We start from the raw sequence: 13979 nt of genomic DNA, 5'->3' as shown, positions 1-13979 counted from the left end.
ATAGGTGCATAATCACGGTTCATGGCAGGTAGGCTTAATCTGCTGTATTCATGAGGGTGAATAAAAATCTTGTATCTTACTAACAAGTTAGTTCCCAGTAAACCCGGGGAACTGCACCGTCTTATAGGATGAAAGAATATGATTAAAACAAGTGGATGCAGATGTGATGAATAATTAAGCTGCTTAAATAGCATTGATAGGAAGAATTATGATAAAATTGTGGTCACTATCCACATAGTGATAGTTACTAATTAAAGAAATACGTAGATTAGACTTTATAAAAGTTTTTGACTGATAGTCAATTGATTGCAAGGAAGGAATTACCCGAATGAATACTGTAGAAAAAGCCATAGACCTTTTGAGAAAAGGTGAATTTGAACAAGCGAAAATCCTGATAAACCGGATTAAGGCCTCTGAGTCGGCGGAAGATCTATTGATTTTAGCTGAAGAAATGTTTCAATTGGGTTTTATGGAAGAAGCAAAGGACTTATTTGAGCATTTAATTGCAATGTACCCTGGTGAGGGAGAGTTGATTGTCTCTTTGGCAGAAATCCTTGTTGACATGGATCAAGAAGATGAAGCAATGCTTCTCTTAGAGAAAATTGATCCGAAGGATGAAGTTTATCCGAGTGCGTTGTTGTTGGAGGCTGATTTGTATCAGCTCCAAGGAATGGAAGAAGTAAGCGAAAGAAAATTATTAATGGCGAAAGATCTGCTTCCAGATGAAGTTTTGATTGATTTTGCGCTTGGTGAATTATACTTCCAACAAGGGAAGGACCAGAAAGCAATCGAAAGTTATAATTTGGTCCTTCCTCATGAAACAGAAATTGGCGGAGTTAATATTAATCAGAGAGTTGCAGAAGCATTAAGCAGTACGGGACGCTTTGAAGAAGCGATGCCTTATTACGAAACAGCTATAGGAGAAAAATTAGAAATTAATACTCTGTTTGAATATGCACTTACAGCTTATCAGGCAGGTTTCTTTGAAACAGCCATTAATAAGTTCATTGAGCTAAAAGAACTTGACCCTGAATATCATTCCCTCTATCTGCCGCTGGCAAGATCGTACGAGCAACTTGAAGAGCTGGACAAGTCTCTTGAAACAGCTAAAGATGGAATTCGTGCCGATCAATTTAATAAAGAACTTTATTTATTCGCAGGAAAAATTTCAATTAAAAAAGGAAAAGCAGAAGAAGCGGAAACACTGTTTCGAGAAGCACTCGCCATTGATCCAGGTTATCTAGAGGCTGCGTTAACTTTATTGAAACTGCTAAGTCAAGCTGAAAAACACGAAGATGTCCTTGAAACCATTGAAAGCATACGATCATACGGAGAAGATGATCCGCAATTTGATTGGTTGTCTGCGGTCAGTCAGCAAAATTTAGAGCAATATAAAGAGGCATTAAACAGCTACCATACAGCATATAATTCTTTTAATAACAACCAAGATTTTCTTGAAGATTATGGTTTCTTTTTAATTGAAGAAGGAGACAGGCATACCTCTAGAGAAATATTTAGTAGGCTGCAAAAAATGGATCCAGCCAATGATGAATATGCCTTAGTTCTGGAGCGTCTAGAAGAAACACCGGAACACTAGTTGGATAGCCAAAACTAGATCAAAAATGGGCAGAGGAGGGAAATTATGGTGGCTACCCCTGTATCTGTGAATGAAAAGAAAGATTTTATCCGCTGGTTTTTAAATCATTATCAATTGAAGCGCAGGGAATGTGTTTGGATTTTGAATTACCTCATGAGCCACGACCAGTTAATGAAAAAAGTACATTTTGTTGAGCATGCCCAGTATTGTCCACGTGGTTTAATTATGTCTACCCATTGTGTGGAGGAAGCACCTTTTCGATTCTACAAATCCAATATTATGACAACAGATGCTGAGAAATCCTTTCACGATATCCGCCTTAATCGAGATGAAGATATTTACATCCAGTTGAATTTTAAATCTGCATACTCTTCTTATCAATACGCAGCCGTACTTGAGGATAATCCGTTTCGGCCTAAAAGCTCGGAAGCGAATGAAAAAGATAAAATGCTGGCCGAAAAATTTCTTGAAAACACGATGGTTTCTTTCCAGCGTGAGCGAATCCTTCAAGAAATAGACGCGGCTTTAGATCAGCATGATGAAGAGGCCTTTCATACCTTAACAGGTCAACTGAAAAGTCTTACACGTATATAAAATAAAGCATGTATAAAGCTTCTCCATAATCTGGAGAAGTTTATTTTTTTATTCAGTATTCATTTCTCTACAGTGTGATACGATCAAAGTGTTTCCATTGGTTTTGTAAAAAGTGTTACTAAAACTAGAGAAAATGGTAAAAGATATAGTAAAATAGTTAGAAATGGGATTTTAAGGAGTGAGTGTATGAAATGGGTTCCAAAAGATATCAGCATGTACAAGCAGGCAAAGGAATATGTTGACAGTGCTCTGCTCACGGCTGTTCCACTTTCATTTAGTGAAGAGATGGAGCAATCGGCGGTAATGAATGAATTTATGATTGGATTAAACTATGAGCTTGAAAAGCAATTTAAAGGAAGAATCCTCATCGTTCCGCAGCTCGTGTACCTAAAGGATTCAGGAAATAAACTTGAGTTGATTAAACCAATAACAGCTGTTTTAGCGAAGAATGGATTCAAGCATATTTTCCTTCTTAGTTCTGATGAGGATTGGAGTTCAGAACATGAATTGGAAGCAGAGTTGTTTTTCGTTCCATTAATTGATCCTGAAACAGAAGTTGGAGAAATCAGAGAGCTGGCAAAGGAAAAAGCACAAGAAATTGGCGAATCCTTCAAGGAAATTTGGAATAATGAGCTAAAAAATAGGCAAAATAATACTGTCATAAAATTTTAACAAATATTGACCTTGACCAAGGAATGATATATCATTGTAATGTCCTAGTTTTATAGTGTTGTTATTGAATGGTCCGTTGGGCTGAGTTCAGTGATAGAGGGGGGGAGAAAGCATGAGCAAACAAAATGTTACAAGACGTCAGTTCCTTAATTACACACTTACTGGTGTTGGTGGATTTATGGCAGCAGGTGCAATAATGCCGATGGTCAGATTTGCTATCGACCCTGTGTTAAAAGCAGAAGCTTCAGGAGATTTTGTGGCAACGAAGATGAAAGTTTCAGAATTATCGGGAGAACCTGTCCGTGTCGATTATTCATTCGACCAAAAGGATGGTTGGTACGAAACCTCGCAAACGAATACGGCTTGGGTTTACAAAACAGATGATGGGAAGATTGTTGCCTTATCGCCGATTTGTAAACATTTAGGCTGTACAGTTGCCTGGAATACGGATAAAGAGAATCCTAATCAATTTTTCTGTCCGTGTCATTATGGCAGGTACACTAAAGATGGTGTCAATGTAAAAGGTACACCGCCGATTGCACCACTGGATATGTATGCAACAAAGGAAAAAGACGGAATTCTATACTTAGGTCAGTTAATTCCACAATAAGGGGGGCGTAATACGTGATAAACAAGATTTATGATTGGGTTGACGAACGTTTAGACATTACGCCATTGTGGCGAGATATTGCTGACCATGAGGTTCCGGAACATGTTAATCCAGCGCATCATTTTTCTGCATTCGTTTATTGTTTTGGCGGATTAACATTTTTCATCACGGTTATTCAAATTCTTTCTGGTATGTTCTTAACAATGTATTATGTACCAGATATTGTAAATGCATGGGAATCTGTGTACTATTTACAAAATGAAGTGGCATTTGGACAAATTGTCCGCGGAATGCATCACTGGGGTGCAAGTCTTGTAATCGTCATGATGTTTTTACATACTCTTCGGGTATTCTTCCAAGGTGCTTATAAAAAACCTCGTGAACTTAACTGGATGGTTGGAGTATTAATTTTCTTCATCATGCTTGCTTTAGGTTTAACAGGCTATTTATTACCATGGGACATGAAAGCATTGTTTGCAACGAAGGTGACGCTTACTATTATGGAATCAGTACCATTGATTGGACCAGCCCTTAAAACGCTGGTTGCCGGAGATCCAACGATTGTCGGAGCACAAACGTTAACACGCTTCTTTGCTGTTCACGTCTTCTTCTTACCGGCTGCATTGCTTGGATTAATCGCGGCTCACTTCTTAATGATTCGTAAACAAGGTATTTCTGGACCGTTGTAAAAAATTGAGGTTAACACCTTTGCATAAAGGAGGGGGATTATTCTATGCATCGTGGAAAAGGTATGAAATTCGTAGGGGACTCACGTATTTCTACGGATCGTAAGCCGAATATACCAAAAGATTATTCGGAATATCCTGGTAAAACGGAAGCGTTTTGGCCGAATTTCCTGTTGAAGGAATGGATAGTTGGAGCAGTTTTTCTTGTAGGTTTTCTATGCTTAACAGCCGCGCATCCGTCTCCATTGGAGCGTATTGCTGACCCGACTGATACTGCATATGTACCGCTTCCAGATTGGTATTTCTTATTCTTATACCAATTGTTAAAGTATACGTATGCATCAGGTCCTTATAATATCGTTGGAGCAATGATTGTTCCTGGTCTTGCGTTTGGTGCGTTGTTCTTAGCGCCATTTCTTGATAGAGGTCCTGAACGCAAACCGACTAAACGTCCGCTTGCGACAGGATTTATGCTTCTTGGGATTGCAGCAGTTTTCTATCTAACATGGGAATCCGCTGCCCATCATGACTGGGAAGCTTCTAAAAAGCAAGGGGCAATTGTTGAAGGCGCAGATATTGATAAGGAAAGTGAAGGCTACAAGTCTTTTGAAGCCAACACATGTATTTCTTGTCATGGTGCTGAGCTGACAGGCGGGCCCGCTGCACCATCACTTGTCGATACTGGTCTAACTCCTGAGGAAGTCGCTGAAATTGCCGTGAAAGGTAAAGGCACAATGCCAGCCGGCATTTTCAAAGGGACGGATGAAGAGCTTAAAGTACTTGCTGAATTTGTTTCTAATGCAAAAACAGAATAATGCAGGTGCTTTGAAAAAACTGGCGGATTACTCCGTCAGTTTTTTTTGTATCTAAATGTTGGTTAATTTGGGTAATCAAGATAGAATAAATGGGAGTCTTATTTTGTTGAAAGAGGGAATAGTATGCAAATGCTTTATGGGTACCTTGGGAACCGGAGTTTTTTACGTTTATTATTTTTTGTGAATTTATTTGGCACCATATACGGATATTACTGGTATGAACATCAACTGTCTAACACTCCAGCAGTTTTCTTACCGTTTGTTCCAGATAGTCCGACTGCCACCTTGTTCTTTGTGTTCGTGCTGGCTGCCTTTTTACTCGGAAAAAGCTGGGGGTTGGTTGAAGCACTGGCTATTATGACTTTATTTAAATATGGGATATGGGCGGTTGTCATGAATTTATTGGTGTTAGTGACAACTGGCAGCTTAGGCGGAGTCGGATATATGCTGATGGCCTCTCATTTTGCCATGGCAGTACAGGGTTTGCTATACGCCCCTTTTTATCGTATTAAACCTTGGCAGTTTGCTATTGCAGCCATTTGGACACTTCATAATGACATCATTGATTATGTGTTTAAGATGATGCCCACATATAGTGACCTTGCTGTCTATATGAATGAAATCGGTTATTTTACATTTTGGCTGAGTATCGTCTCCATTTTTATTTGCTATTATCTAGGAGTAAGAAAAAATCGGTTTACATTAAAGCTCTAAATTTATAGGTTTTGGTCTACTTGGCCTCCCTAGTACATATTGTTTAATAGATGTATGGGGAGGGACAAGTGGTATGAGAAAAAAAATCCTGCTGTTAGTGATCGTCTTCTGGGTTACTTCTATTTCGAATGTCTTCGCCGCATCCTCTTCAAGTCTTGAAAAACTGGACACCATTTCTGATAAGGCGTTAGAGTTTGCTAAACAGTATCGATTTGAAGAATCTAAGGGTATGCTGCAATTTTTCTCAAAACAATTCTTGGCGACAAATGCCCGTGAACAGCTATTTGGAATGGATGAATTACGAATCATTACAGTCGCGTATGACGATGCGGTCCAGGCTGTTACGAATAAGGACATGCCTGATGCAGAAAAGGTCCGAGCTGTTACTAAGTTGAGGCTTGCAATGGATGCAGTTGAGAAAAATCATGATCCTTTGTGGACGGCCCTAGAAGAACAGGTTATGACTACCTTTGCTGAATCAAAGTCTGCGCTTGTTCACGATGATTCTGATCAATTTCAGATGCAAATTAATCAGTTAACAGCACTTTATGACATGCTTTATCCTAGTTTGAAAATGGATCTAGCACCGGAGACTTTCCAAGAGCTGGATGCTAGGATGAACTATATCACTACGTTTCAGCCAGTCTTGTTTACGGATAAAACAAGCCTAAAGGAATTGGAAGTATTGGAACAGGATTTTAAGACGATCTTTGATCAGACAGAAGAAGACGATGCGGATCCATCACTATGGTGGGTGATTATTACCACAGGGAGTATTATCATTAGTACATTATCTTATGTGGGTTGGAGAAAGTATACGGGTACCCGGTTTGGAAAAACCCGAAAAGAACAAGATGATTGACACCCCTCGCTGCAATACATACAATGAAGATAACCACATAATAGGAGGGTACAATGGCGTTTATCATTTATTTTGCGATCATTATTTTAATCCCCTTATTTGCACAGGGGAAAGTAAAAAGAACCTTTAACAAATATTCGAAGGTGGCATCATCTACTGGAATGTCTGGAGCGCAGGCTGCTCGTAGAATTTTAGATGATAATGGTCTATATAATGTTTCTGTTGAGGAAGTTCGGGGTCATTTAAGTGATCACTACGATCCGCGTACGAAAACGGTTCGACTCTCTACTAGTAACTATCATGGTCATTCTCTTGCGGGTGTTGCCGTGGCTGCTCATGAAGTAGGGCACGCCATACAGGATCAACAGAATTATTCATTTCTTCGTGTACGTCATGCGTTAGTTCCAGTTGCTAATTTAGGATCAAATGCTTCTTGGATATTAATTATGATTGGAATCATTGCTTCCATTCCCAATCTGTTATTACTGGGGATTGTCTTTATGGCAGCTGCAGTAGTCTTTCAACTCGTTACCCTGCCAGTGGAATTCAATGCTTCATCGCGAGCGATGAATCAGGTTGTCTCACTTGGAATTATCAGGAATGATGAAGAGCGGGATGCGAAGAAAGTATTAAATGCCGCAGCCCTTACTTACGTAGCCGCAGCCCTTGTTGCTGTCCTTGAATTGGTCCGACTTGTACTCATGTATACGGGTATGTCAAGAAGTGATGATTGATCAAAAAAAGGAAGACTTAGAGCCAAAGGGGCTTTAGGTCTTCCTTTTTTGTTTATGCATTTAGCGCTGAATAGGGTTTTTATTTTCATCGTGCGTAAAGCCTTCACCTAAGACGTCATGCACTTCACTCATCGTGACAAAAGCATGTGGATCTACGGAGGTGATCACGTTACGCAGTCGGACAATTTCATTTTTCCCGACAACACAATAAAGGACTTCACGGTCTGTTTTTGTAAAGGAACCGTATCCCCTTAATACGGTAACCCCACGATCCATTTCCTTCATAATTTTATCGGCAATTTCAGTGTTTTTGTCACTAATAATCATAGCGCCCCTTGCAGCATAAGCCCCTTCTTGCATAAAGTCGATTACTCGAGCACCAATAAAAACAGCTACAAGTGTATACATGGCTTCGCGATATCCGAGGTAGGTAATAATGGAGAGTCCGATGACACAGGCATCGAATAAGAACATGGTTCGTCCCATTCCAAGACCAAGGAACTGATGGGCTAGGCGAGCGATAATATCAACACCGCCAGTGGTTCCGCCGTAACGGAAGATGATTCCCAGTCCAACTCCGACGAAGATTCCGGCAAATAGGGCAACAAGCATCAAATCATCGCCAAGCTGGATGGTGAATTGATACCGTTCGAATATCCATAACCAGACAGAAAGTCCAACTGTGCCAATGACCGTATAGATAAAAGAAATACGTCCGAGGTATTTTAGACCAATAATAAAAAGAGGTACGTTTAATAGAAGGTTCGTGTAGGAAGGGTTAATCCCGATTTTTTGATATATAATCAGAGTAAGACCGGTGAAGCCTCCTTCTGCTAAATTATTTTGCATATTAAAATGAACGAGACCAAAGGCGAAGATACCGGCCCCTAGAAGAATGAAGAATACATTTTTAAACCGTATGCCTTTCAACATATGTAATTAGCCCCCAGATATGATAAGTAGAATATTGTCGCTTTTCCTATTATATAGGAACAAAATGACCTCGGCAATATTGGCCGTTTTTGCGTAACGGTTGTCTTTCGACGAGGTTTTAGCTAACATATAGATGATTAGAGCAAAGTATAAGTCAGGGCAGGTGCATATAGTGGAGAAACGAAAGACAGTACAAGAATTGCAAACTGAAGTAGATGAATACATAAGTCAATTTAAGGAAGGGTATTTTTCGCCTCTCGCTATGCTTGCGAGAATGACAGAGGAACTGGGTGAGCTTGCAAGGGAAGTTAACCACTATCATGGGGAAAAACCCAAAAAAGACTCAGAGGATGAAAATACGGTCGCAGAAGAATTAGGCGATATGTTGTTTGTATTAATATGCTTCGCTAATTCATTAGGTATAGACCTAGAAAAAACGCATGATTCTGTGATGCACAAATTTACTACTCGAGATAAAGATAGATGGACTAGAATTAAGGATGAAGGAGACATTACCGATGAAGACAATTAAAATTATTGTAGCAGGACCCCGGGGCAGGATGGGCAAGGAAGCTGTTCATTTAGTTCAAGAAACGGAATCATTTGAACTGACTGCAGTCATTGACCATAAGAATGATGGTGGGAATTTAGAGAACATTCCAGGGTTTGCTGGAATTAGTGCGCCCATTTACTCGAATATTGAACAATGTTTTTCTTCAGTAGAATGTGATGTGTTGATTGATCTTACGACTCCTGAAGTGGGCATGTATCATACAAAAACAGCACTGACATATGGGATTCGCCCTGTTGTAGGCACGACGGGTTTCAGTGCTGAGGACTTGGAAGATTTAGAAGGCTTGACTAAAGACAAGGGAATTGGTTGTATTATTGCTCCCAACTTTGCGGTTGGAGCAGTCTTGATGATGAAATTTTCGCAAATGGCAGCTAAGTATTTTCCGGATGTTGAACTGATAGAAATGCATCATGACGGTAAACTGGATGCTCCATCAGGAACGGGAGTTAAAACGGCAGAGATGATTAAGCAAGTTAGAGATACGAAACAACAAGGACACCCAAACGAGAAAGAGACAATTCAAGGTGCAAGAGGAGCCAACATAGATGGTATGCATATCCATAGCGTCCGCCTGCCGGGGTTAGTAGCTCATCAGCAAGTTATGTTTGGAGCAGACGGTCAGCTGCTGACAATCCGCCATGATTCGTTTACCCGGGCATCCTTCATGTCTGGCGTTAAGCTTTCCGTTGAAACGGTTATGAATATTGATACGCTTGTCTATGGTCTTGAAAATATCATTGAATAGGAGATGTACGTATGAAAATCGCGTTAATTGCCCATGACAAGAAGAAAGACGAACTCATTCGTTTTGTTACAGCGTATCGGGATGTTTTTGCGCAGCATGACTTATATGCAACAGGAACAACGGGTAAACGAGTGATTGCCGAAGTTCAATTAGACGTTTTCCGTTTTAACTCCGGCCCTTTAGGCGGTGACCAGGAAATAGGAGCAAAAATTGCTCGGAATGAAATGGATATGGTTCTCTTTTTCCGTGATCCGTTAACTGCGCAGCCGCATGAGCCTGACGTCACGGCATTAATTCGACTAGCGGATGTATACAATGTTCCGCTTGCAACAAATATGGGAACAGCAGAGGTACTGGTAAAAGGATTAAGTGAAGGCTTTATGGAGTGGCGAGAGCTGATTGAAGACAAAGGAGAAATCAAGAATGACGAAGTATGATATTCTGGCATTTGGTGCACATGCAGATGATGTAGAAATAGGCATGGGCGGTACACTGGCTAAATATGCTGAATTGGGAAAGAAAATAATCATTTGTGATTTAACAAAAGCGGATTTATCGTCAAATGGAACAGTTGATTTACGACTGAAGGAAGCTGCTGCTGCAGCCACTATACTAGGTGTAGAACGTATAACGCTTAATATCCCTGACCGTGGATTATACATAAACGAAGAAAATTTACAAAAAATTACGGCTGTTATCAGAAAATATAAACCTGCAATTGTCTTTGCTCCCTATTATAAAGATCGTCACCCCGATCATGGGAACTGTGCGAACCTCGTTGAAGAAGCTGTCTTTTCAGCAGGTGTGAAGAAGTATGCACAAGAGACTGGTGGTGCTCACAGAGCAGATAATGTATATTTCTATATGATTAATGGTTTTCACAAACCGGACTTTGTTATTGACGTAACCGATTCTATAGACAAGAAACTAGAGAGTCTGCGGGCCTATCAAAGCCAATTTGAAAGAAGTGGTGAGGCTGTTGATACACCGCTGGTGAACGGATATATTGAGACGGTTGAGGCAAGAGAACGTTTATTTGGGAAAGAAGTCGGTGTACCATATGCAGAAGGCTTCAAGACTAAAAAACCGATTCTGCTATCTAATGATTTACTAGGAGAGTAATATGACAATGAAAATAGGCATTACTTGTTATCCAACCGTAGGAGGATCTGGTGTAGTCGCTACAGAACTAGGAAAACTTCTAGCGGAAAAAGGACATGAAATCCATTTTATTTCCTCCGGGCTGCCCTTTAGGTTGAATAAAATGTACCATAATATTTACTATCATCAAGTAGAGGTCAACTCGTATTCGGTCTTTCAATATCCACCATATGATTTAGCGTTAGCCAGTAAAATAGCTGAGGTGATTAAACGAGAAAAGCTGGATATCATGCATGTTCACTATGCGATACCGCATGCCGTCTGTGCGATTTTGGCTAAACAAATGGCTGGTACAGATGTTAAAATCGTCACCACGCTTCATGGAACCGATATAACCGTTCTTGGCTATGATCCTTCCTTAAATGATTTAATAAAATTCGGGATTGAAAAATCTGATGCGGTTACAGCCGTTTCAAATGCCCTGGTTGAACAAACCATTGAAGTCATAAATCCCGATAAAACCATTGAAACAGTCTATAATTTTATTGATGAACGAGTCTATCAAAAGACGGACTCAAACCATTTGCGCCAAGAGTATGGAATACTAGATCACGAAAAAGTAGTTATACATGTATCCAATTTTAGAGGTGTAAAAAGAGTACAGGATGTAGTCGCTTCTTTCGCGAAAATCCAAGAAGCGGTCCCTTCAAAATTACTATTAGTTGGTGATGGCCCTGAAATGACACCAGTCTGTAAATTAGTCAGTAAACTCGGTCTTGACGATCATGTGTTGTTTTTAGGGAAACAAGATAAACTCGAGGAACTCTACTCATTAAGCGACCTGCTCTTGCTTCTTTCAGAGAAAGAAAGTTTTGGACTTGTTTTGTTGGAAGCGATGGCTTGTGGTGTTCCCTGTATCGGCACTAATATTGGCGGGATTCCCGAAGTAATCATCGACGGAGAAACTGGTTATATTTGCGAGTTTGGCAATGTTGATGAAGTGGCAGAAAAATCGATTCAGCTTTTGACAGATGCTGCACAACACCATGCCTTTTCAGAGGCAGCAATGAGCCTGGTGGAATCCTCGTTCCGTTCGGAAACGATCACGGAAGAGTATTTAGCTATTTATAGAAGGCTTTTGGACAAATGAAATAAGAAAAAAGCGAGGTACAGACATGAATGGTCCGTTTTTACAGGCTGCACCTTTACTAGTTGAAATTGAAAAAGCCGGGTTTGAGGCTTTTTTTGTTGGTGGTTCAGTCCGCGATTTTCTTGCTGGCAGGGAAATTAATGACGTTGATATTGCTTCCTCAGCTACACCTCAGGAAATAAAGGGAATCTTCCCAAAAACAGTTGATGTCGGTATTGAGCATGGAACGGTTCTTGTGCTTTTTGGAGGAGATTCCTATGAGATTACTACCTTCCGAACAGAGGCTGGATACAGTGATTACCGACGTCCGGACCAAGTACAGTTTATCAGGTCTTTAGAGGATGATTTAAAACGAAGAGACTTTACGATGAACGCAATGGCCATGGATAAGGATGGCACCGTATATGATCCGTTTAATGGAAGGACGTCTATTCAGAATCGAGTCATTACAGCGGTCGGAAATCCTGATGAACGATTTGGGGAAGATGCACTCAGAATGATCAGGGCCATTCGTTTTGTCAGTCAACTCGGTTACCGGCTTGAAGAATCAGTGATTGCATCCATTAAGAACAATGCATCCTTGCTTAAAAATGTTTCAGTAGAGCGGCTCCTAGTTGAATTTGAGAAAATTCTAAATGGCCCAAAACAAAAGGACGCTATTCACCTTTTAATTGAAACTGGATTATATCAAAGTCTGCCTGGCTTACAAGATGAAGAAGAGGCACTTAAGGTTTTTAATTCATTGGATATGGAGCTTAATCTATATGAGCGATGGACAGTGCTGGTATTGACAATTCAACCGCCCAATGTAGAAGCCTTTTGCCGAAGCTGGAAAATGCCCGTGCTGTTAATGAAAGACATTAAGCGTACCGGTGATCTTATTAGAAATCATTCTGGGTTCTGGGATGATGAATTCGTTCTTTTTTCTGCTGGTCGTGCGGGTGCTCAAAGTGCAGCCCGTGTACAAGCGGTACTCGAAGCACGAGATCCTGCTGCAGCAGCGAAGCGTGCTGAAATGAACTACGATAAGCTTGTCATCAAAACAATGAATGAATTGGACGTTAACGGCAAGGATTTATTAGCATGGTCTTCACTAAAGCAAGGTGCGTGGATAAAGCAGGCATTGGAGTCAGCTCTAAAAGCAGTTCTATCCGGGGAGATTGATAATAACAAAGCAGCAATAAAGGAGTGGCTCGAGCAGTGCAATCGGATTTAAGAAGCAAAGTAATGGAGGCATTTTCAAGAGCAGAGGGAGAGTTTGTTTCCGGTCAGGAAATGGCTGATTTTATAGGTTGTTCACGTACGGCGGTCTGGAAACATATAGAGGATCTTAGGAATGATGGGTATATCTTAGAAGCTGTTCGGCGTAAAGGCTATCGATTACTATCGGTCCCAGAAAAAGTAAGCGCCAATGAAATCCAGATGGCTTTGGAGACTAAGAGATTAGGAAGAGTCATTCATTACGAGGAAAGTGTAGATTCTACCCAGAAGATTGCTCATTCTTTAGCCAATCGTGGAGCCGTTGAGGGTACATTAGTGGTGGCTGAAGAGCAGACAACAGGGAGAGGGAGACTTTCAAGAAGCTGGCACTCTCCAAAATATACGGGTGTTTGGATGAGTTTGCTCTTACGTCCGAAAATCCCCTTGTACGAAGCTCCTCAGTTAACACTGCTTGCAGCAGTAGCAGCTGCTCAAGCAATTGAACGGGTGACTACATTACAGCCAGAAATTAAATGGCCGAATGATTTATTACTAAATGGAAAAAAGATCACTGGAATTTTGACTGAGCTTCAGGCTGAATCAGATCAAATTCATTCTGTGATAATCGGAATGGGGATTAACGCGAACTTAACCGCCATTGATTTCCCGCAGGAACTGGAAGATATTGCGACCTCTCTTTTTATTGAATCGGGGCAACTTGTTTCACGAGCTAAACTAATTGCGGAAGTGCTTTTGTGTTTTGAAACATTATATGATCGCTATCTGATTGAAGGCTTTACACCGATTAAGTCTCTCTGGGAGAGTTATGCGATGAGTCTCGGTAAAGAAATTAAAGCAACGATGCTGAATGAAACAGTGATTGGAACAGCACTAGGAATAACTGATGCAGGTGTACTACTCCTTGAAGACAAACAGGGGAAAGTCCATTCTATTTATTCGGCTGATATCGAAATTCCTCCTAACAAATAATA

The 13979-nt window shown here is 40.5% G+C and carries 17 protein-coding genes; 16 read left to right on the top strand and 1 reads right to left on the bottom strand.

Going from position 1 to position 13979, the window contains the following annotated elements:
* Window positions 1-328: 328 nt before the first annotated feature.
* The 9 genes from MHI18_RS04675 (at window position 329) to MHI18_RS04635 (ending at window position 7284) form a co-directional block, all read left to right on the top strand.
* A complete protein-coding gene (locus tag MHI18_RS04675; RefSeq protein WP_340846244.1) occupies window positions 329-1597 on the top strand; it encodes a tetratricopeptide repeat protein in 1269 nt (422 codons plus the stop codon).
* A gap of 48 nt (window positions 1598-1645) precedes the next feature.
* The gene (locus MHI18_RS04670; protein WP_340847571.1) at window positions 1646-2191 is read left to right on the top strand and encodes a ReoY family proteolytic degradation factor; all 546 of its coding nucleotides are present in this window, start codon (window positions 1646-1648) and stop codon (window positions 2189-2191) included.
* A 186-nt stretch (window positions 2192-2377) separates the two neighbouring features.
* Window positions 2378-2863 (top strand): DUF2487 family protein, encoded by a 486-nt coding sequence (locus tag MHI18_RS04665; RefSeq protein WP_340846243.1) that lies wholly within the window; start codon window positions 2378-2380, stop codon window positions 2861-2863.
* A gap of 112 nt (window positions 2864-2975) precedes the next feature.
* Entirely contained in the window at window positions 2976-3473 is a 498-nt protein-coding gene (locus MHI18_RS04660; RefSeq protein WP_340846242.1) for a ubiquinol-cytochrome c reductase iron-sulfur subunit, read from the top strand.
* A 14-nt stretch (window positions 3474-3487) separates the two neighbouring features.
* On the top strand, window positions 3488-4162 hold the full coding sequence (qcrB, locus tag MHI18_RS04655; RefSeq protein ID WP_040376274.1) for a menaquinol-cytochrome c reductase cytochrome b subunit: 675 nt from the start codon (window positions 3488-3490) through the stop codon (window positions 4160-4162).
* Window positions 4163-4206: 44 nt separating this feature from the next.
* The gene (locus tag MHI18_RS04650) at window positions 4207-4974 is read left to right on the top strand and encodes a menaquinol-cytochrome c reductase cytochrome b/c subunit (protein WP_340846241.1); all 768 of its coding nucleotides are present in this window, start codon (window positions 4207-4209) and stop codon (window positions 4972-4974) included.
* Between the two features lie 123 nt (window positions 4975-5097).
* Complete coding sequence (locus tag MHI18_RS04645; protein ID WP_340846240.1) at window positions 5098-5688, top strand: DUF1405 domain-containing protein; 591 nt, start codon at window positions 5098-5100, stop codon at window positions 5686-5688.
* Between the two features lie 73 nt (window positions 5689-5761).
* The gene (gene ypjB / locus MHI18_RS04640; protein ID WP_340846239.1) at window positions 5762-6550 is read left to right on the top strand and encodes a sporulation protein YpjB; all 789 of its coding nucleotides are present in this window, start codon (window positions 5762-5764) and stop codon (window positions 6548-6550) included.
* A gap of 53 nt (window positions 6551-6603) precedes the next feature.
* On the top strand, window positions 6604-7284 hold the full coding sequence (locus MHI18_RS04635) for a zinc metallopeptidase (RefSeq protein ID WP_340846238.1): 681 nt from the start codon (window positions 6604-6606) through the stop codon (window positions 7282-7284).
* Between the two features lie 60 nt (window positions 7285-7344).
* Here MHI18_RS04635 and MHI18_RS04630 read toward each other — a convergent pair whose 3' ends face one another.
* Window positions 7345-8217: a YitT family protein gene (locus tag MHI18_RS04630; RefSeq protein ID WP_340846237.1), complete on the bottom strand. Its 873-nt coding sequence runs from the start codon at window positions 8215-8217 to the stop codon at window positions 7345-7347.
* A gap of 172 nt (window positions 8218-8389) precedes the next feature.
* Here MHI18_RS04630 and MHI18_RS04625 point away from each other — a divergent pair, with 172 nt between their 5' ends.
* Genes MHI18_RS04625 through MHI18_RS04595 form a run of 7 tightly spaced genes read left to right on the top strand, consistent with a single transcriptional unit; the run spans window position 8390 to window position 13977 of the window.
* Complete coding sequence (locus MHI18_RS04625) at window positions 8390-8749, top strand: nucleotide pyrophosphohydrolase (RefSeq protein ID WP_340846236.1); 360 nt, start codon at window positions 8390-8392, stop codon at window positions 8747-8749.
* A complete protein-coding gene (gene dapB, locus MHI18_RS04620; protein WP_340846235.1) occupies window positions 8736-9536 on the top strand; it encodes a 4-hydroxy-tetrahydrodipicolinate reductase in 801 nt (266 codons plus the stop codon). The genes MHI18_RS04625 and dapB overlap by 14 nt, the downstream gene beginning before the upstream one ends.
* An 11-nt stretch (window positions 9537-9547) precedes the next feature.
* Entirely contained in the window at window positions 9548-9973 is a 426-nt protein-coding gene (mgsA, locus tag MHI18_RS04615) for a methylglyoxal synthase (RefSeq protein WP_340846234.1), read from the top strand.
* The gene (gene bshB1 / locus MHI18_RS04610) at window positions 9960-10658 is read left to right on the top strand and encodes a bacillithiol biosynthesis deacetylase BshB1 (protein ID WP_340846233.1); all 699 of its coding nucleotides are present in this window, start codon (window positions 9960-9962) and stop codon (window positions 10656-10658) included. The genes mgsA and bshB1 overlap by 14 nt, the downstream gene beginning before the upstream one ends.
* 1 nt (window position 10659) lies before the next feature.
* Entirely contained in the window at window positions 10660-11787 is a 1128-nt protein-coding gene (gene bshA / locus MHI18_RS04605) for an N-acetyl-alpha-D-glucosaminyl L-malate synthase BshA (protein WP_340846232.1), read from the top strand.
* A 25-nt stretch (window positions 11788-11812) separates the two neighbouring features.
* Window positions 11813-13003, top strand: a complete 1191-nt coding sequence (locus tag MHI18_RS04600) for a CCA tRNA nucleotidyltransferase (RefSeq protein WP_340846231.1) — start codon at window positions 11813-11815, stop codon at window positions 13001-13003.
* A complete protein-coding gene (locus MHI18_RS04595) occupies window positions 12988-13977 on the top strand; it encodes a biotin--[acetyl-CoA-carboxylase] ligase (protein WP_340846230.1) in 990 nt (329 codons plus the stop codon). The genes MHI18_RS04600 and MHI18_RS04595 overlap by 16 nt, the downstream gene beginning before the upstream one ends.
* The last annotated feature ends 2 nt before the right edge of the window (window positions 13978-13979 follow it).

It is taken from the genome of Peribacillus sp. FSL H8-0477 (assembly GCF_038002765.1).
Classification (GTDB): domain Bacteria; phylum Bacillota; class Bacilli; order Bacillales; family DSM-1321; genus Peribacillus.
This window is presented reverse-complemented; position numbering and strand designations above follow the sequence as displayed.